This is a genomic window from Micromonospora sp. NPDC049366, assembly GCF_044466625.1.
Lineage (GTDB): Bacteria > Actinomycetota > Actinomycetes > Mycobacteriales > Micromonosporaceae > Micromonospora.
Window position 1 is genome coordinate 15,747 of the sequence record NZ_JBITMV010000024.1, and the last position, 17,108, is coordinate 32,854.

At 72.1% G+C, this 17,108-nt stretch carries 19 protein-coding genes; 7 read left to right on the top strand and 12 right to left on the bottom strand.

All coding sequences use genetic code 11. From position 1 onward, the window contains the following. Positions 1–237 precede the first annotated feature (237 nt). A complete protein-coding gene (locus ACIBTV_RS27965) occupies positions 238–945 on the bottom strand; it encodes an SDR family oxidoreductase (RefSeq protein WP_396709619.1) in 708 nt (235 codons plus the stop codon). 111 nt (positions 946–1,056) lie between these two features. Here ACIBTV_RS27965 and ACIBTV_RS27970 point away from each other — a divergent pair, with 111 nt between their 5' ends. Next, the gene (locus ACIBTV_RS27970) at positions 1,057–1,437 is read left to right on the top strand and encodes a MerR family transcriptional regulator (protein WP_396709621.1); all 381 of its coding nucleotides are present in this window, start codon (positions 1,057–1,059) and stop codon (positions 1,435–1,437) included. A 194-nt stretch (positions 1,438–1,631) separates the two neighbouring features. Here ACIBTV_RS27970 and npdG read toward each other — a convergent pair whose 3' ends face one another. The 4 genes from npdG to ACIBTV_RS27990 all read right to left on the bottom strand — a co-directional run bounded on the left by npdG (position 1,632) and on the right by ACIBTV_RS27990 (position 5,062). Then, positions 1,632–2,330 carry an NADPH-dependent F420 reductase gene (npdG, locus tag ACIBTV_RS27975; RefSeq protein ID WP_396709623.1) on the bottom strand — a complete coding sequence of 233 codons (699 nt, stop codon included), beginning with the start codon at positions 2,328–2,330 and terminating at the stop codon, positions 1,632–1,634. A gap of 69 nt (positions 2,331–2,399) precedes the next feature. Beyond that, positions 2,400–3,830, bottom strand: a complete 1,431-nt coding sequence (locus ACIBTV_RS27980; protein WP_396709624.1) for an RNB domain-containing ribonuclease — start codon at positions 3,828–3,830, stop codon at positions 2,400–2,402. Positions 3,831–3,894: 64 nt separating this feature from the next. Beyond that, positions 3,895–4,776 carry a histone gene (locus ACIBTV_RS27985; protein WP_396709626.1) on the bottom strand — a complete coding sequence of 294 codons (882 nt, stop codon included), beginning with the start codon at positions 4,774–4,776 and terminating at the stop codon, positions 3,895–3,897. 82 nt (positions 4,777–4,858) lie between these two features. After that, positions 4,859–5,062 carry a hypothetical protein gene (locus ACIBTV_RS27990; protein WP_091599571.1) on the bottom strand — a complete coding sequence of 68 codons (204 nt, stop codon included), beginning with the start codon at positions 5,060–5,062 and terminating at the stop codon, positions 4,859–4,861. Positions 5,063–5,290: 228 nt separating this feature from the next. Here ACIBTV_RS27990 and ACIBTV_RS27995 point away from each other — a divergent pair, with 228 nt between their 5' ends. Continuing rightward, entirely contained in the window at positions 5,291–6,559 is a 1,269-nt protein-coding gene (locus ACIBTV_RS27995) for a M48 family metallopeptidase (RefSeq protein ID WP_396709628.1), read from the top strand. A gap of 42 nt (positions 6,560–6,601) precedes the next feature. Then, the gene (locus ACIBTV_RS28000) at positions 6,602–7,105 is read left to right on the top strand and encodes an NUDIX hydrolase (RefSeq protein WP_396709630.1); all 504 of its coding nucleotides are present in this window, start codon (positions 6,602–6,604) and stop codon (positions 7,103–7,105) included. A 31-nt stretch (positions 7,106–7,136) separates the two neighbouring features. Here the strand turns inward: ACIBTV_RS28000 and ACIBTV_RS28005 are convergent, their stop codons facing one another. Beyond that, a complete protein-coding gene (locus ACIBTV_RS28005; protein WP_396709632.1) occupies positions 7,137–8,003 on the bottom strand; it encodes a helix-turn-helix domain-containing protein in 867 nt (288 codons plus the stop codon). A gap of 82 nt (positions 8,004–8,085) precedes the next feature. Continuing rightward, positions 8,086–8,466 (bottom strand): VOC family protein, encoded by a 381-nt coding sequence (locus tag ACIBTV_RS28010; protein WP_396709634.1) that lies wholly within the window; start codon positions 8,464–8,466, stop codon positions 8,086–8,088. Between the two features lie 112 nt (positions 8,467–8,578). Between ACIBTV_RS28010 and ACIBTV_RS28015 the strand changes: the two genes are divergently transcribed. The 3 genes from ACIBTV_RS28015 to ACIBTV_RS28025 all read left to right on the top strand — a co-directional run bounded on the left by ACIBTV_RS28015 (position 8,579) and on the right by ACIBTV_RS28025 (position 12,024). After that, positions 8,579–9,034, top strand: coding sequence for a hypothetical protein (locus ACIBTV_RS28015; protein WP_396709636.1), 456 nt, complete (start codon positions 8,579–8,581; stop codon positions 9,032–9,034). Positions 9,035–9,131: 97 nt separating this feature from the next. After that, on the top strand, positions 9,132–10,118 hold the full coding sequence (locus tag ACIBTV_RS28020) for a LuxR C-terminal-related transcriptional regulator (protein WP_396709638.1): 987 nt from the start codon (positions 9,132–9,134) through the stop codon (positions 10,116–10,118). A gap of 124 nt (positions 10,119–10,242) precedes the next feature. After that, positions 10,243–12,024 carry an alpha/beta hydrolase gene (locus ACIBTV_RS28025; RefSeq protein WP_396709640.1) on the top strand — a complete coding sequence of 594 codons (1,782 nt, stop codon included), beginning with the start codon at positions 10,243–10,245 and terminating at the stop codon, positions 12,022–12,024. 111 nt (positions 12,025–12,135) lie between these two features. On the opposite strand, the gene ACIBTV_RS28030 is transcribed toward ACIBTV_RS28025, so the two are convergent. The 3 genes from ACIBTV_RS28030 to ACIBTV_RS28040 all read right to left on the bottom strand — a co-directional run bounded on the left by ACIBTV_RS28030 (position 12,136) and on the right by ACIBTV_RS28040 (position 14,652). Further along, positions 12,136–12,621 (bottom strand): FBP domain-containing protein, encoded by a 486-nt coding sequence (locus ACIBTV_RS28030; RefSeq protein WP_396709642.1) that lies wholly within the window; start codon positions 12,619–12,621, stop codon positions 12,136–12,138. Positions 12,622–13,029: 408 nt separating this feature from the next. Continuing rightward, complete coding sequence (locus ACIBTV_RS28035; protein WP_396709643.1) at positions 13,030–13,428, bottom strand: hypothetical protein; 399 nt, start codon at positions 13,426–13,428, stop codon at positions 13,030–13,032. Between the two features lie 252 nt (positions 13,429–13,680). Beyond that, complete coding sequence (locus tag ACIBTV_RS28040; protein WP_396709645.1) at positions 13,681–14,652, bottom strand: zinc-binding dehydrogenase; 972 nt, start codon at positions 14,650–14,652, stop codon at positions 13,681–13,683. A 149-nt stretch (positions 14,653–14,801) separates the two neighbouring features. Here ACIBTV_RS28040 and ACIBTV_RS28045 point away from each other — a divergent pair, with 149 nt between their 5' ends. Continuing rightward, the gene (locus ACIBTV_RS28045) at positions 14,802–15,596 is read left to right on the top strand and encodes a helix-turn-helix transcriptional regulator (protein ID WP_396709647.1); all 795 of its coding nucleotides are present in this window, start codon (positions 14,802–14,804) and stop codon (positions 15,594–15,596) included. A 130-nt stretch (positions 15,597–15,726) separates the two neighbouring features. On the opposite strand, the gene ACIBTV_RS28050 is transcribed toward ACIBTV_RS28045, so the two are convergent. Both ACIBTV_RS28050 and ACIBTV_RS28055 read right to left on the bottom strand, forming a co-directional pair. After that, positions 15,727–16,929 (bottom strand): tyrosine-type recombinase/integrase, encoded by a 1,203-nt coding sequence (locus ACIBTV_RS28050; protein WP_396709648.1) that lies wholly within the window; start codon positions 16,927–16,929, stop codon positions 15,727–15,729. Further along, on the bottom strand, positions 16,929–17,108 hold the full coding sequence (locus ACIBTV_RS28055; protein ID WP_396709728.1) for a helix-turn-helix transcriptional regulator: 180 nt from the start codon (positions 17,106–17,108) through the stop codon (positions 16,929–16,931). The genes ACIBTV_RS28050 and ACIBTV_RS28055 overlap by 1 nt, the downstream gene beginning before the upstream one ends.

Here is a 17,108-nt window from a genome sequence, read left to right on the forward strand (position 1 = left end):
GCCGTCGCCCGGCGCGGAGAATCTCCGCCCAACGCGAAGAGTCCCCGCCCGGCGCCCACTCAACGCGAAGAACCTCCGCCCGGCGCGAAGAGCCCCCGCCCGGCGCGAAGAACCCCCACTCCAACTCGGAGAACCCCCGCCCAACGCGGAAAGCCCCCGCCCCACGCGGACAACCCCCACTCCAACGCGGAGAACCCCCGCCCCACGCGGAGAGCCCTCGCGCGGCGCGGCGGGCCGTCAGCTCCGACCGAGGTCGGTGTAGAAGGCACTCGGGTCGGCGGCCAGTGACGCCTTGACGTGGGCGCTCCACTCGTCGGCGACGACCTCCAGGGCGTCGGCTTCGATGCCGTCGAGGGCGACGCGGACGACGTCGGCGGGATCGCCCTTCTCGCCGTCGTAGCTGGCCATCATGTCGGTGTCGACGCTACCGAGATGCAGGCCGGTCACCAGAGTGCCCTGCTTGGCCAGTTCGAGCCGGACACCGTTGGTGAGGCTCCAGGCCGCCGCCTTCGCGGCGCCGTAGGCGTTGGCCCCGTCGTACGAGAACCAGGAGGCCGCGGACAGCACGTTGAGGATGGCGCCGCCGCCGTTGCCCGCGAGCACCGGGGCGAAGGCTCGCACCATGCTGAGCGTCCCGTAGAAGTGGGTGTCCATCTCCAGCCGGACGTTGGCCAGGTCGCCGGTGACCAGGTTGGTCCAGGTGCTGACCCCGGCGTTGTTGACCAGCAGGGTGACATCGGAGGCGATCGCCGCCGCGGCGGCGACCTGCTCCGGGTCGGTGATGTCGAGCCGGAGCGTCTCCACGCCCGGGATGTCGATGCGCTCCGGGTTGCGGGCCGTGGCGTAGACCTTCGCCGCGCCGCATTCGAGCAGTTGCCGCGTGAAGTGTCGGCCGATGCCCCGGTTGGCGCCGGTCACCAGCGCGACCGAACCGTTGATCTTCATGTCTTGCCTCCAGTCAGGCAGGGAGTGAGCCCGTTCGCGAGCTACGCTAAAACCTGACGTTGACGTCAGAGACAAGAGCTGTGGCCGAGGTCACCCGGGGAGAGGATGCGCATGCGGATCGGTGAACTGGCCGCGAGGACCGGTGTGTCGGTGCGGGCGCTGCGCTACTACGAGGAGCAGCAGTTGCTGACCTCGGTACGCAGCAGCGGCGGACAGCGCCACTACCCGGACGACGCCGCCGAGCGGGTGCACCTGATCCAGACGCTGTACGCCGCCGGCCTGTCCAGCAGGACGATCCTGGACCTTTTGCCGTGCGTCGACGCGAAGGTGAACACCCCGGAGTCCCGGGCCCTGCTCCGCGCCGAACGGGACCGCATCGACCAGCGGATCTCCGAACTCGTCGCGGCCAGGGACCGACTCGACGCGGTCATCGCGTCCAGCGAGAGCCCGGAGAGCGGGTGCACGTACGCGGATCTCGCGCCAGCGCGCTGACCCGACGACGACAGCAGGCCGGGTAACCGCCGGGGCCCTGGTCGCCGCTGCCCGCCGACGGCGCGGACAACCGGCAGCGCTCGGGCCGGCTGCTGTGCCGCCAACCGGGACGGCTGTGTCGCGCGGTGCCCTGCCGGCAGCTCGGGGGCGAGCAGGTCGGTGGCCCGTGACGGCACACCGGCAGGGCTGAGCCGTCAGAGGTCGGTGACGCGGATGCCGGCGTGCGCCTTGTAGCGCTTGTTGATGGCGATGAGGTTCGCGGTGAACGCCTCGATCTGGTGGGCGTTGCGCAGCCGTCCGGCATAGATGCCACGCATGCCGGGAATCTGCGCGGCGAGCGCGGCGACCACGCCGACGAGTTCGCGGTCCTCGGTGCAGATCAGCACGTCCAGGTCGATCCGGTCGATCGCGGGGTCGGCCAGCAGCGGCGCGCTCACGTGGTTGAACGCGGCGCAGACGCGGGAATCCGGGAGCAGGCCCGCGGCCTGCTGCACGGCGCTGCCCTCCGGCACGTCCAGGGCGTACGGGCCCTGCTTGTCGAAGCCGAGCGGGTTGACGCAGTCGACGACGATCTTGCCGGCGAGCGGTTCGGCGAGCGCGGCGACGATCTCCGCGTGGCCGTCCCACGGCACGGCGATGATGACGACGTCGCTGGTGCGGGCCACCTCGTCGTTGCTCGCGCCGGTGACGGTGCCGCCGGCCGGCACGCCGGGCATCGCGGCGATCTCCTCCGCGGACTGGGCGGCCCGCTCGGCGGAGCGGGAGCCGATCCGCACGGTCTGGCCGGCCCGGGCGAACCGGTAGGCAAGGCCCCGTCCCTGGTCACCGGTGCCGCCGATGATGCCGACGGTCAGCCCGGAAACGTCGGGCAGCGTGCTCGCGTCGTATGCCATGGGCTCATCCTCGCAAATCCGACGGCCGATCATCAGCGTCGAGCGCTGTGACAATCCCCGCTGCGGCGGTCAGGCCCGTTCGAAGAGCACCGTCCGCGCGGCCGGGTCGGCCGTGACCAGGCGCACCCGGACGCGCTCGCCGAGGGGCAGGTCGCCGAGGCAGCGGGCGCGGACCGGCGGGGCGTCGACGGCCACCGTGCCGCCCGGCGGGCGGGGACGGGACCGCCCGTTCGGCGGGGCGTCGACGTCCAGCACCGCCGCGTCGAAGGTCTCCCCCACCCGGTCGGCGAGCAGCACCGCCTCGGTGAGTTCGACCGCGCCGCGGGTCGCCGCGGAGGCCGTCCGGTCGGTGGAGGCCATGACCTCCGGCAGCCGGGGCAGCGCGTCGCGCACCCAGTCCGGCACCGGTCGGCCGTCGTGCAGGGCCAGGCAGGCCTCCGTCGCGTACCGGTCGGCCAGTCGCCGCAGCGGCGCCGTGACATGGGCGTACGCGGCCGCGACCCCGCCGTGCTCCGGCTGCTCGGGTGGCGCGCCGTCGAAGGCGGTGTACGCGGCGCCGCGCATCAGCTCGGCCGCCTGGTCGATGAACGCGGCCGCCCGGGGCTGCGCGGGATCGAGCCCGGCGATCACCTCGCCGGGGCCGGCGTCGTCCGGCCACTGCACGCCCAGCGGCGCGGCGGCGGCGCGCAGCCGTTGCACGGCCTCCGGTTTGGGCGCCGGCATGGTCCGCACCAGCCCGATCCGGCCGGCGAGCATGATGTCGGCGGCGGCCATGCCGGTGAGCAGCGAGATCTGTGCGTTGTACTCCTCCAGCGGGGCCGGCCCCCGCAGCACGAGTCGCCAGCCGTCGCCGTCCGCCTCGACGTCCTGCTCGGGCAGCGGCAGGTTGATCGCGCCTCGGCGCAGGCCCCGGGCGACGAGCCGGGCGCCGATCTCGGGCAGCAGGGCGATCGGCTCGGGCAGCCGGCCGGCGTCGGCGTCAGCCTGCGCGCCGACGTAGTCCAGCTTGGCCCGACTGCGGACCAGGGCACGCTCCAGCGTCACCGCGACGGTGCCGGCGTCGGCGTCCAGGTCGATGGTCCAGACCACCGCCGCGCGGTCGACGTCGGGGAGCAGGCTCGCCGCGCCCTCGCTGAGGGTTTCCGGGTGCAGTGGCACGTTGCCGTCGGGCAGGTAGATGGTCTGCCCGCGCCGCCAGGTCTCCTCGTCGAGCGCGCCGCCGGGGCGCACGTGGGCGGCGACGTCCGCGATCGCGTACCGCACGCGGTAGCCGCCGCCCGGACTGCGGCTGAGGTGCATCGCCTGGTCGAGGTCCCGCGAGCCGACGGGGTCCACGGTGACGAACGGGACGTCGGTGTGGTCGATCGCGGGACGCGGCGGCCGGTCGGCCGCCGCGTCCGCCTCCTGCTGAGCGGCGGTCGGGAACTCCTCGGGCAGCCCCAGCTCACGGCGGAGCGCGGCGAAGTCGATGCGGGGCGCGAGGACGCGTCGGATGACCACGCGTCCATCCTGGCAGTGGGGCCGGTGATCCGCCTCCCCCGGACGACGGGCGCCGGTCCGGCGCCTACCGGGTGGTGCGGCGAGCGGTGGTGGCAGACGTCTTGCGGGCCGGCGCCTTCGCCGCCGTCTTGCGGGCGGTGGCGGTGCCGGCGAGCGACGCGCGGGCCGCCGCCTTCTTGCTGGCGGTCGTCCGGGCCGTGGTGGTGGTGCGGGCCGCGCCGGTCGGGCGGGTGGCGGCGGACACCCTCTTGGCGGGGGCCTTCTTCGTCGCCGTCTTCTTCACCGCGGTGCTCCGGGCCGTGGTCTTCTTGGCCGGCGCCTTCTTGGCGGTGGTCTTCGTGGCGGGCGCCTTCTTGGCGGTGGTCTTCGTGGCGGGCGCCTTCTTGGCGGTGGTCTTCGTGGCGGGCGCCTTCTTCGCCGCCGTCTGCTTGGCGGCGCTGGTGGTCTTCTTGGCGGTGCCCGTGGTCTTCTTCGCCGCGCCGGTGGTCTTCTTCGCGGCGCTCGTGGCCGTCTTCTTCGCCGCGCCGGTGGTCTTCCGCGCCGCCGACGTCGTCTTGCGCGCCGCCGCGGTCGTCTTGTTCGCCGCCGAGGTGGTGGTGCGCTTCGCCGCCGCGGTGGTCTTCTTCGCGGTCGTGCCGGCCTTCTTCGCTGCGGCCGAGGACGTGGCGGGCGCCTTCTTCGCGGTCGCCGCCGTCTTGCGGGCGGCGGTCGACGTCTTCGTCGCCGCCTTCTTGGCGGGAGCCTTGGCGGCGGTGGTCTTCTTCGCCGGAGCGCGCCCCGCCCCGCCGGCCGCCTTCTTGGCCGGCGCCGACGCGGTCTTGCCGGCGGCGACCCGCCGCGCCGGCGTGGTGCGGCTCGCGGCCGTGTTCCGCTCCGCCGCGGCGGTCTTCTTCGCGGTCGTACGTTTGGCGGCCGGGCGCGTGGTGGCCTTCGATGTCTCGGCCATCTCGGTTCCCTCCTCGGGGACGTGCTCTCGCGTGTCTCCTCGCGGAGCACGGAGTACCTCGGCACGGGCCGTCCCGCGCCGTCTACCTGTCCTCCCCGGCCCAGCGGGCGTCCTCGGCGTCCCACGCTTCGTTACGCTCCTGCACCCGCTGCAGTGCGTTCTCCGCGTCGGCTGCCGAGGCGTACGGGCCGAGGACGTGCTTCGCCGGGCACACGTTGTCGTCGGTCTCGACCCGGTGGTGTCGGGTACACCAGTAGAAGTGCCCACCACGTCCGCTGTCGCTCATGGGATCACTGTGCACCGCGCACCGCCGGGCCGCCACCTGAACACCGCAAGTCGCCGCTGGTCTCCACAGTAGATCTGCTAGCGGCACCTCGGGATGAAATCCGGCAAAAAGGGCAGGATCTCCCCGGTCGGTGACCGGGACTGGACGGCCCGGCGGGACCCGGCCGGGCCCTCGACCGAACGGCTGGTTCCGGCGCGCCTCGGCCGTGGGCAGGATCCCTTCGTGATCATGACGACGACGGACACCGCGGTCTGCCCGAACTGCGGCGCGGCCACGGTCACGCTCTTCGACGGCCCCGCCTGGTGCGCCGCCTGCGAGTGGAACCTCGACGCCTTCGACCCGCGGCGTCGCGCGCCCGAGTTCGGCTGGGCGTGGGTCGACCGGTGGACGCACCGGGTCGCGTACCGACTCACCCGCGGCCAGTTCGCCGGACTCGTCGGGCGTCCGCTCGGCAGCGACCGGTCGAGCGCGGCGGAGGTCGCCATCGCGGTCGCCTCCGTGCTGCTGACCCTCGGTGTGCTGGCGCTGGCCGCGACCGGTGTCTGGCTGACCGTCGCGTTCGGCTTCCCGTCGTTCGCCGCCGTGCCGGGCGTCGCGTTGATCGGGCTCGCCGTCGCGCTGCGTCCCCGGTTCGGACGCGTCGACCCGGACCTGGAGGTGCTCACCCGGGACCGGGCACCGGAGCTGTTCGGGCTGGTCGACGAGGTGGCGGCGGCCGTCGGAACACCCGCGCCGGACATCATCGGCGTCGACGCCGACCTGAACGCGTACGCGGGCGCGGTGGGCGTGCGTCGCCGGCGGGTGCTCTGCCTCGGGCTGCCGTACTGGGGCTCGCTGGACGCGCCGGAACGGGTCGCCCTGCTCGGTCACGAACTGGGCCACTTCGGCAACCGCGACCCCCGTCGGATGCTGCTCACCCAACCGGCGTTCACCATGCTCGGGTCGGCCGCCGACCTGGTCCGGCCGGTGGACACGGTGCGGGGCGGCGGCCTGCTCGAGATGGCCGGCGCGGCGTTGGCGACGGTGTTCCAGTGGACGCTGTCCCGCCTTCTCTTCGGCGTACACCTGGTGCTGCTCGCGGTGGCGCAGCGGGACGCGCAGCGCGCCGAGTACCGGGCCGACGAGATGTCCGCCCGGGCCGCCGGCACCGACGCGGCGAGCCGCCTGCTGGACATCGCCCTGCGGGCCGAGTCGGTGGCGCTCGCCGTGCGACGCGAGGCGCGGGCCGGGCACGGCCCGCAGCGGTGGCGGGCGGCGGTGGCCGAGGCCCGCGACGCCGCCGCCGACCAGCTACCGCTGCTCCGTCAGCTGTCGGTACGGGACGACGCCTCGCTGTTCGCCTCCCACCCGCCGACGGGCCTTCGCCACCGGATGCTGCGGGAGGGGCCGCGGTACGAACCGGCAGTGGTGCTCACCGAGGAGCGGTCCGCGCGCATCGACGCCGAACTGGCCCGGGAGTACGAGCGGGTGCGGCGGGACCTGAGCTGGTCGGGCTGAGGTGCGCGCGCCCGGTCGGGGGTCGACGGTTAGGGTCGCGGCATGGGCGTACCGGACTACATCCTTCGCATGCGAAAGCACATCGGCCACGACCTGCTCTGGCTGCCGAGCGTCAGCGCGGTGGTTCGCAACGACGCGGGTGAGCTGCTGCTGGGCAAGCGGTCCGACGACGGTCGCTGGTCGGTGGTCAGCGGTTTCGTCGAGCCCGGCGAGCAGCCGGCGACGGCCGTGGTCCGGGAGGTGCGGGAGGAGACCGGCCTCGACGTGGAGCCGGTCCGCCTCACCAGCGTCGTCTCGCATCCGCACAGCTACCCCAACGGCGACCGCTGCGAGTACCTGAACCTCGGCTTCCACTGCCGTCTGCTCGGCGGCACGGCCCGGGTCAACGACGACGAGTCCGAGGCGGTGGAGTGGTTCCCGCCCGACCGGCTGCCGGACCTCGACGCCCACGCCCGGCTGGTCCTCGCGCACGCCCTCGACGACGCCCAGGGCGCCTGGTACCTGCCGCCGGGCGCGGTCTGGGACGACGCGACCGGGCCGCGCTAGACGGCCCGGTCGTACGCCCACTGCCTTGCTGTCAGGCGGGAATCCGCTCGACGGGGATCCACAGCTCGGACTCCGCCTCGGTCCCGTCCGAGGAGAGCACCGTCCGGGAGATCTGCGGTCCGGGTCGGCTGTGGTACGGGTTGGACGGGAACCACTGCGTGAAGACGTCCCGCCACAGGTACTGCACGGCCGACGGAAACGCGCCGGAGGCCTCGAAGACGGCCCAGCTCCCGGCCGGTACGTCGATCGCGTCCAGGTCCTGCGGCACGTCCGCGCCGGTGACCACCGCGTGCCAGTAGTCCAGCTCGCTGCCCTCGGCCCGGTCGCCGATGAGGTTGTCGCTGACGTTGACGATGCCGGCCGGCTCCTGGTCGGAGAGCGCCTCGATCCGGGCGATGGTCTCCCGGCCGAGGCCCTTGATGAACGCGACGATCGCCGGGTTCATGCCCTCGTGGACGAGCGGCACCCGCGCCTTGCGGCCCACCAGCCGGAACCCGTCCTTCTGCACGATCCGGTATCGCATGCTGCTGCTCCCTTCGACGGTGAGTCGGAAGGACATCCGGGGCTGGGCGTGCAGCGCGGCGCCGGTCCGCCGGGCCTCACCCGGCCCGACGCCGTGCATCGCCTGGAACGCCCGGGCGAACGCCTCGGCGGAGCCGTAGCCGTAGCGGACGGCGATGTCGAGGAGCGTCTCCTCGCCGGCGATCACCTCGGCCGCCGCCACGGTGAGCCGCCGACGGCGGACGTACTCCGACAACGGCAGTCCCGCCAGCGCGGAGAAGAGCCGCCGGAAGTGGTACTCCGACGTCATCGCGATCCGCGCCAGCTCGGCCACGTCGATCCGCTGGTCGAGATGCTCCTCGACGTACGCCATCGCCTGGTTGAGCCGCTCCAGCACCCCGGTCTCCTTCCCTGTCGACGACGACGCTAGGCCGCACGGGCAGGCCCGGACCCGACATGCGGTGCCCGTGATTGTCGGGTCACGACCAGGTCTTCGCCTCGGCGTCGAAGACCTCCGGTGCGGACTCCACCGGCAGTACGCAGAGCAGGTGCCCGCCGGGCGCGCGCAGGATCCGGCACTCCTGCCACCGCGTCATCTCGGTGGCGCCGAGGCCGACGAGCCGCGCCGTCTCCGCTTCGACGTCGTCGGTCTCGATGTCCAGGTGGAACCGGGGCGTGTCGTCGACCGCCTGGACGGCGAGGACCAGTCCGGGCAGCGCGCCGTGCAGGTCGGTGAACTGCGGCTCCGGTTCGTACGTCCGGGCGGGGACGCCGAGCGCCGCCGACCAGAAGGAGGTCGACTGGTCCGCCTCGTCGCGGGGAGCGTCGATCAGCAGGGCGTAGACGCGGCTTCGGTGCATCCGCGAAGGCTAGCCCGCGCGGCTGCGGCCCGTCCGGCCCGGCGGCCCCGGGTTTGACCGCGCGTGCACAGTGAAACGGCGTAGCCCAGGTCGCCGGCCGCGAGGAGAAGCGATGCGCAGAGGTGTGCGGATGCTGGGGTTGTCGGTGTTCGGCGCAGGCGTCGGCATCGGGGTCGGCTGGGGCCTCGGCACGGCCGCCACCCCGTGGGCGGTCGCCACGTGCCTGGTCGGCCTCGCGCTCGTGCTCCTCGGCGCGGGGGCGGCGGCCGAACCCCTCGCCGATCCGCAGCGGCCACCCGCCGAGCGACCCACCTTCGCGCAGCTGGGGCCGCGGGTCGAGCAGATCCTCCGGTTGGCGGAGGAGCAGGCCGAGGCGGTCGTCGAGGAGGCCAGACGCGAGGCGGAGCGGATCGTCGCGGCGGCGCGGTCGGAGGCCGCCACCGTCGGCGACGCGACGCGGAGCGACCTCGCCGGGCCGGGGGCGGAGTTCGGGGCCGCGCCGGACGACCGGCGGCGTAGCGGCGGGTCGGCTGACCCTGACCAACTCGGTCCCGCGTCGTCGGAGTGACCGCCGGCGTCGGGCGCGAAGGTGCGGGGGTGCGACGACCGCCGAACCGGCACCGCCGCAACGCCTGGTGACGAGGCCGGTCGGTACGATCCTCGCCATGCCGCCCGAAGCCTTCGGTGTCGCGTCCGAACCGGGTTCGGAAGCGCTCCCAGTCATGCCGGGCGTCGAGGACGTCTACCGTGACCTGCTGAAGGCGGCACCCGTACCGGAGCGGGAGTTCCTTGCCGACACGGCGCCGGCGGCCCGCGCGGCCCTCGCCGGGCTGATCGGCTGCGGGGCGGTACACCGCGACGGCGCCGGCGTGCTGCACGTCCGGCCACCGCGCGCCGCGCTGGAGAACTGGGCCATGCAGCGGGAGGTGGAGGCGGCCCGGGCCCGCGCCGCGGCGGAGACGCTCACCGGCCTGTACACCGCCGTGCACGGCACGGGAGCCGCGTTCGTCGAGGTCATCGAGGGCAAGCACGCCGCCCGCGAGCTGTTCCGCCAGTTGCAGGTCGGGGCCCGCACGGAGGTACGCGGGCTGGAGCGCGGGCCGTACCTTCGCGACACCGCACGGGTGCCGGAGGAGGTGCAGTACGACGGGCTCCGGCGGGGTCTGCGCTACCGCTGCGTCTACGAGGGCGAACTGCTGCACGACGAGGCGATGCTGGCGGCGGTGCGCGCGGCGGCCGGAGCCGGCGAACGGGCCCGGGTCTTCCCCGAACTGCCGCTCAAGATGATGCTCACCGACACCGACCGTGGCCTCATCATCCTGCCGCGCGACGGCGGAGACGACGCCGACGCGGTGCTGGTGCACCGGTCCCGGCTGCTGGACGGGCTCAGCGACCTCTTCGAGGTGTTCTGGCGGCTCGGCGCGCCGATCCACCCCACCGCCGACGCCGCGGAGCCCGACGCCGAGCCGACGGCCGCCACCCAGCGGCTGCTCGCGCTGCTCACCGCCGGCCTCACCGACGAGGCGATCGCGCGCGATCTCGGGGTCAGCAAACGCACCGTGCACCGCCGGGTCAGCCGGCTCCAGGAGCTGCTCGGGGCGCGCAGCCGGTTCCAGCTCGGGGTGCAGGCCAGCCGACGCGGCTGGTTGTGAGCGGGGCGGCGCCGGGCTGGCCGGATCCTGCCATGTCCGGTCTTCGTCAGCGCGAGACGCGAGCGGCGAAACACAACTCCGTCAGGGTGTAGCCGTATCGATCAACAACGGAGAGGACCCGAGGATGCCTCACCCCTCGATCGGCTCGCGCCGCTCCGCCCGGGCGCGCCGGGCGACCGCCACACTCGCCACCGCCCTCGTCGCCGCCGTCCTGACCGCCGGCACCGCCGTCCCCGCCGCCGCGGCCACGGCGACCGAGCCCGACACCGCCGTCCTGGCCGCGGCGCTCGCCGGTCAGCAGCCGCACTGGGAGCCGTGCGGGCTGCCCGACGTCGCCCCGGAGCAGGAGGCACAGCTGCGGCTGACCTGCGCGACGGTCACCGTGCCGCGGGACTGGCACAACCCCACCGACGGCAAGACCATCCAGGTACGCGTCAGCCGCACCGCCGCCACCGGCAGCGACCGCAAGGGCGTCCTGCTGGTCAACCCGGGCGGTCCGGGCGGCAGCGGGCTGTCGCTCGCGCCGTACGTGGCGCTCTCCGCGCCCGAGCTCGCCGCGCACTACGACGTGATCGGCTTCGACCCGCGCGGCGTCGGACAGAGCACCCCGCTGCTGTGCACGGTGACCTACACCGACGAGGACGTCACCAACGACCTCATCACCCGCGCCAACGTGGCCGGCTGCCGCTCCACCGAGCTGACGAAGTACATCACCACCGAGCAGACCACGTACGACATGGACTTCATCCGGGTGCTGCTGGGTGAGCGGAAGCTGAACTACCTCGGCTACTCGTACGGCACCTGGCTCGGCACCTGGTACGCGGCCACGTTCCCGAGCCGCACCGGCCGGATGGTGCTCGACTCGGTCGCCGCGGTCGGCTCGTCGACCCTGCAGGAGACCTGGGACCTGCAGCCGTTCACCCGGGACCGGGCGTTCCAGGAGCAGCTGCTGCCGTACATGGCGCGGCACGCCGACCTGTACGGCCGGGGCACCGACCCGATGGCGATCCGCGAGATGTTCGAACGGGCCGGCGGCACCCGCCTCGGCATGGGGCCGTTCATGTTCGGCTACTTCATCCTCGGCGCGTTGTACGACACCACGAACTACCCGACCGCCGCCGCGGCGGTGAACGCGGTCATCGAGTACTACGAGGAGTGGAACGGCTGGACGCCGGAGCAGATCCTCGCCGCAGCCACCGAGAAGTTGCTGGCCGCGCCGGGCATCGACGCCGCCAACCGGGCGTACATCCAGCAGTCGCGGGCCGCCGCCGAGGTGGCGCTCAAGGCTGAGCGGAACCGGGTGGCGCCGACCCAGGGCACCGCCGAGTACACGTACGACATCGACTACGTCTTCGAGGTGATCCGCTGCCAGGACGGGCAGTGGAACGACAGCGTCGACTACTGGAACGCGTTCAGCCGACGGCTGACCCGGGACGCGCCGCTGGTCGCCCCGTTCCTGCAGAACCCGCCGGCCTGCGCCTACTGGCCGACGGCGAACAAGATGCCGAAGCCGGATCGGAAGACCTTCCCGAAGGTGCTGATGCTGCAGAGCGAGCTGGACGTCGCCACGGCGTACGAGGGCGCGCTCGCCGCGTCCCGCAAGCTGCCCGGCGCGTCGATGATCAGTGTCGACAACGAGGGCAGCCACGGCGTCTTCCCGTACTACACGCCGTGCGTGGACGACCCGGTCTACGCGTACCTGTTGGACGGCCGGCTGCCCGACGAGCAGTACACCGGCTGCCAGGCCGTGCCGCTGCCCGGCGAGACGACCGTCTACGAGGTGGGCGGCAAGCTGACCGGCAAGGGCACCGTGCGTACGCAGCTGATCAGCGATGACATGCGGGCGGCGAACCGGATGCTCAAGCGGATGCTGCGCACCGAGCCCGGACCGTCGTACCCGGAGTGAGCTGAGCCCGACGGCCACCGGCGCGATGCCCGGCGGTCGCTGAGATCACGTCGCACGCCCGCCATCCGTTCGGATGGCGGGCGTGCCCCGTCTCCGGCCCGGACGATCGGGTCAGCCCAGGACCCTGCCCAGGAAGCCGGTCAGGTTGGTCGTGGTGCGCTCGATCTTCTCCGCCAGCGTGATGGTCTCGTCGAGGTGCCGCCCGGCGTCCTTCTTCCGCCGCAGGTAGAGCGAGCAGGCCAGGTCGGCGCAGAGGTAGAGACCCACGGAGTCGCCCTGTCGCCCGGTCGGTCCGGCCTTGCGGGCGGTCATCAGCGCGACGCCGTCGCCGGTGTGGGTGGTCAGGCAGAGCGAGCACATGCTGCGCCGGGCGCGCCCGGACCCGGTCGCCACCCGCAGCGCCACCCCGACCGGGCCGGTGCCGGGGTCGGCGACCAGGTAGGCCCGCTCGGCCCCGGAGAGGTCCCGCCACCCGAAGAAGTCGAGGTCGGTCCAGGGGCGGTCGATGAGATCCAGTGGGACCGCCAGCCGCTTCGCCTCGCCCTTCGTGCAGTTGACGAAGGAGGCGCGGATGGCGGACTCGGTCAGGGGAACCATAGGATCCAGCCTAACCCCTTTAGGCAGAACCCCAAAACAGTTAGTTGGGACTCGGTGAGACAAGAGCCCCCGGGATCATTCGAGGGCTCTTGGCCTCCCGTCACCTCCGCATCACGGTGACGAGATGCCTGAGGTCAGGCCGGGTGTCAGGCGTCGCGCCTACGGCGAGCCAGGATCAGGCCGGCACCTGCGCCGTTGGCGACGACGCCGATGGCGAGCAGTGGCAGCAGGGTGCCGGTGCCGGCGCTGCCGGTGATCGGCAGTTCGGAGCGGGTGGGGTGGGAGTGGGAGTGGGTTGCCCTCCCGCACGGGCATTGAGCTTCCCGGCCGAGCCGGCGACGGCGTAATACGGCGATTTCAGCCGGTGCGGCAGCCGCCTTCGACGAACCGACTGCCGCACCGCCTTGATCAAGGGGCGATGTAAGCCGTGTCCCAGAAGTCGGCGTTCCTCATATTGAAGAGCCGAACCTTGCAATTGCCCTGATTGCCGACGCTGAACACGTAGGAATACTCGCGATTGGCCTCGGTGCGGAAGCTGCCGCCGTCACCGAACCACCGGTTGTTGTCACAAATCAGGTTGAAATCGAGTATCAGACCGCCGCCGTTAGCGTTGGTCGTGAACGCCGCCCGGTAGCCAGGACTCGGGTCGATATTCGCGCACAGCCGTCCGAACCCGATATAGGGGGTGCTGCAGGTGCTGGTAGCAGCCCGGGCTGCCGTGGGGACAGCCAGCAGGCCCAGCCCTGCGACTACCGCGCCTGCCACTGCGGTGGCAGCCCTGCCGATAGATTTCTTAATCGCTCTCACTCCTCATTCGCCTGACCGGTCAGCGTCACCGTCGATGATGGGCTTCATCCGGGACAGACGATGGCGAGCGACTCGCGTTCACTCGTCACCTCGACCAGGTTCGGCGACGCAGATCACGTCGCACCGCATTCTCGCCCCCACCCCAGACCAGCCCCGAACCTGCGCGCACGCGGCGCATCCACGTTCCTGGCCGATGCCGGCCGGGCGGCACCGGATCCGGTGTGCGCAGCCATGTCTTCGCTGGCCCGACGGTCAGGGGACAAGGGCTACGAAGCGGAGGCCCGTGGCGTGCTCTGCCAGGTCGAGGGCGGCCGCCGGGTCGTCCAGGCCGACCGTATGCATCTCGATCGCGGAGAGGTCCAGGAGTCCGGAGCGGATCAGGTTCCACACTGTGGTCACGGTCTCTTCGTTGCTCATCCAGGAGCCGCGCAGGGTGAGCCTGCGGCGCATCAGGTCGCCGTACGGGATGGTGAGGTCTTGGCGTACGCCGCCGATGACCACAAGGGTGCCGCGCCCTCGCAAGCTGTCGTAGGCGGCCATGGTCGCGTTGGCCGTTGGCGTAGCGCCGAGGGCGTCGAGGGCGACGTCGACCGGGCCGATACCCGCCGCATCCGTCGTACGGTCGCCGGTCAGCCGGTGGATGCACACGCGGGGGTCGAGCTCGGCCAGCCGGTCGAGCGCCTCCTTGTTGCGGCCCACCGCCGTCACCGTCGCGGCGCCCTCGGCGAGCGCCATCAGCACCGCCGCGCCGCCGAGTTGGCCCGTCGCACCGATCACCGCGACGTCGCGGCCTGTCAGCGGGCCCGCCGCGTGCAGGCCCGTGGCGGCGATGCAGAGCCACGGCAGGAACGACAGACGGGCCGGGTCCGGGTAGTTCTCCGCACCGGGCAACTTGACAAGTGTTTCCTTGGCGCAGAGCGCCGTCTCCGCGAAGACGCCGTCGCGCCACACCGTACGCATGCGATCCGTACGCTCGCTGCCGGCCCCGGAACCGCCCAGGCCGACCCAGCCCACCAGGATCTCGTCGCCGCCGCCCGCGTCGAGCAGCGCCGTGTCCAACACGACGTCGCCCGGGGCGACGTGGAACACGTCGGGCGCGACGTCAGTCACCCGGCCGACGCAGGAGGGACCCAGGATGAGCGGCACGGGCAGGCCGCCGCGGCTCCCCTTCACCACCATCTTCGTGTACGCCGGCAGGTGCGCGGCGAGCACTTCCACGAGCACACCACCGCCCTGGAGTGTCGGCGAGGCAACCTCGGAAAGTCGTACGTCGTCGTCTTCTGAAGCAACAGTCCAAGCACGCATGGGACAAGCTTGGCGACCAGATAAGGTGGTATCCAGAGCCGCATTATTCTGGTATCGGAGGTCCCAGGGTGAGCAACGAGCTGGGCACGTTCCTGCGCAGCCGGCGCGAGCGGATAGCCCCGGCGGATGCGGGTCTGCCGGTCACGCGGCGCCGGCGCACACCAGGGCTGCGCCGGGAGGAGCTGGCCCTGCTGGCCGGCATCAGTGCCACCTGGCTCACCTATCTTGAGCAGGGCCGCGACGTACGCCCCTCCGGCCAGGTGCTCGACGCCCTGGCCCGGGCGCTGCGGTTGACCGGCGCCGAGCAGCAACACCTGCACCGCCTCGCCGGGGCGGGAGCCACGCCCGAGCAGGACGCCCCCGAGGAGGCGACGCCCGAGATCGCAGGGGTTCCGGCGTTGCTGGGCGACAACCCCGCGTACGTCACCGGCATCTGCTACGACCTACTCGCGACCAACGACGCCGCGGTGGAGCTGTTCCAGGGCATGGGGCCGGGTGGCAACGTCGTACGCTGGGTGTTCACCGAGCCCGCCGCCCGTCAGGTACTGGTCGACTGGGAGCGGGAGGCGCGCAGCATCCTGGCCCGGCTGCGGGCGATCGCAGGACAGCATCCCGGTCACCCGCGGGTAACCCGACTCGTGGCCGAACTCACCGAGACCAGCCCCGAGGTACGCCAGTGGTGGCCGCAGTACGACATCCAGTTCAGCCACGCGGGCCGCAAGCGCCTCCGGCATCCCCGACTGGGCGTGATCACCGTGTCGCACACCGCGTTCCACGTCGCTGAGCGAGCCGAACAGACACTGGTGGTCTACCACCTGCCGGACAGCACAGACCTCCCTGTGGGAGCAATACCTCCCGCATGAGCCGCCATGCGTAGGTGGCTGAGTTGGTGAGCGACGGACGAGTCGACCTGTACGCCGGATTATGAAGTTCATTCGCGCCCTGAGCAGGCGTTTCGTTCGCCATGCACCCGCTCAGGGCGTCGCCAGGGCGTCAGGGCTTTTCGTCGGGGCTGAATAGGTTGTCGATCGCGTTGCGGGTGCGTTCCTCGCTGGCCGGCATCAGGTGCGTATAGACCCGGAGGGTGAAGCCCGGATCGGCGTGGCCGAGGTACGACGCGAGGGCCTTGATGCTCTCCCCCGCGTCGAGCAGCGACGAGGCGTAGAAGTGGCGTAGCGCGTGCATCCCGGTGAAGCGGGTCGGCGTGATACCGGCCGCCACGACAGCGGGACGCCAACTCTTGTTGTCGAAGGTGCGTCGGTTGATCGCGCCGCGCCGGGTGGTGGTGAACAGCAGCGGGACCGTGACCCGCTCGTCGGTGGCCGGGTCCTCCCACGGCAGGGTGAGCGACACCGGGGCGAAGTCGTCGACGTGCTGCTTCAGCACCTGGGCTACGGAGTCGGGCAGCGGTATCCGGCGGTCACGGTCGTTCTTGGGCAGCCCGAACACCAGCCGGGAGCGGACGAGCTTGACCTGACGGCAGACGTGCACCCAGCCGGCGTCAAAGTCGATGTCATCGACCCCGAGGCCGAGGATCTCCCCCTGCCGCAGACCGCAGCCGGCCCCGAGGTCGACCATCGGGCGATATCGCTGGGCGAGGCCACCGCGGATTGCCGAGACCTGGTCGTACCGCCACGGCACCACCCGGCGTTGCACCGGTCGCGGCGGCTTGACTGACTTTGCCGAACACGGGTTCTTGGCGATCCGTTCGTCATCGACGGCCGCGCCGAGGATGGTCCGCAGGTGAGCGAAGACCACGGCCCGGGTCGCCGGGGCCAGCTTGCCGACCATATCCGCGTCCCATGCCCGGATGTGGCCCGGCTTGATCTCGGCCAGCTTCTTCGAGCCGAAGAACGGCAGCAGGTGCTTGCGTACCCGAAACTCCGTGCTCTCCCTAGTCGACTCGTCGAAGGACCGGGTGCGAAGCCAGGTTTCCGCGTACTCGGCGAAGGTCATCCGACCGGCGACCGGGTCGACGTACGAGCCGCGCAGCTTGTCCGACTCAGTCGAGACGAGGAACGCCTCAGCCTCACGCTTGGCGCGATCGGGGAATGACTTCTTGCGTTCCTTGCCGTCCGGGCCGATGTAGCGCACCCGGTAGCGCAGGCCCTTGCCGAACAGTTCCGTCTTGACCCGCTCCCGTTGCCCGCCCGGGTGACGCAGCGTCTTGTACCAGCGATCCTCTACGTGTCCCATCAGGCCGCCGCCTGCTCACGTACCCAGGACCGGACCGCTTCCGGTTCGTACCGCAGGTGTCGGCCGACCCGTGCCGCAGGCGGACCGTACTTGACCTTGCGCCAGCGGTACAGCGTGTCGGTCGGTACCCGCAGGTACGCCGCCACGTCCCGGATCGTCCAGAGCCCATCGTTCGTCAC

Coding starts and splice junctions, on each gene's coding strand:
- ACIBTV_RS27965 (WP_396709619.1), bottom strand. CDS start 945: ATGAAGATCAACGGTTCGGTCGCGCTGGTGACCGGCGCCAACCGGGGC.
- ACIBTV_RS27970 (WP_396709621.1), top strand. CDS start 1,057: ATGCGGATCGGTGAACTGGCCGCGAGGACCGGTGTGTCGGTGCGGGCG.
- npdG (WP_396709623.1), bottom strand. CDS start 2,330: ATGGCATACGACGCGAGCACGCTGCCCGACGTTTCCGGGCTGACCGTC.
- ACIBTV_RS27985 (WP_396709626.1), bottom strand. CDS start 4,776: ATGGCCGAGACATCGAAGGCCACCACGCGCCCGGCCGCCAAACGTACG.
- ACIBTV_RS27990 (WP_091599571.1), bottom strand. CDS start 5,062: ATGAGCGACAGCGGACGTGGTGGGCACTTCTACTGGTGTACCCGACAC.
- ACIBTV_RS27995 (WP_396709628.1), top strand. CDS start 5,291: ATGACGACGACGGACACCGCGGTCTGCCCGAACTGCGGCGCGGCCACG.
- ACIBTV_RS28000 (WP_396709630.1), top strand. CDS start 6,602: ATGGGCGTACCGGACTACATCCTTCGCATGCGAAAGCACATCGGCCAC.
- ACIBTV_RS28010 (WP_396709634.1), bottom strand. CDS start 8,466: ATGCACCGAAGCCGCGTCTACGCCCTGCTGATCGACGCTCCCCGCGAC.
- ACIBTV_RS28015 (WP_396709636.1), top strand. CDS start 8,579: ATGCGCAGAGGTGTGCGGATGCTGGGGTTGTCGGTGTTCGGCGCAGGC.
- ACIBTV_RS28020 (WP_396709638.1), top strand. CDS start 9,132: ATGCCGCCCGAAGCCTTCGGTGTCGCGTCCGAACCGGGTTCGGAAGCG.
- ACIBTV_RS28025 (WP_396709640.1), top strand. CDS start 10,243: ATGCCTCACCCCTCGATCGGCTCGCGCCGCTCCGCCCGGGCGCGCCGG.
- ACIBTV_RS28030 (WP_396709642.1), bottom strand. CDS start 12,621: ATGGTTCCCCTGACCGAGTCCGCCATCCGCGCCTCCTTCGTCAACTGC.
- ACIBTV_RS28050 (WP_396709648.1), bottom strand. CDS start 16,929: ATGGGACACGTAGAGGATCGCTGGTACAAGACGCTGCGTCACCCGGGC.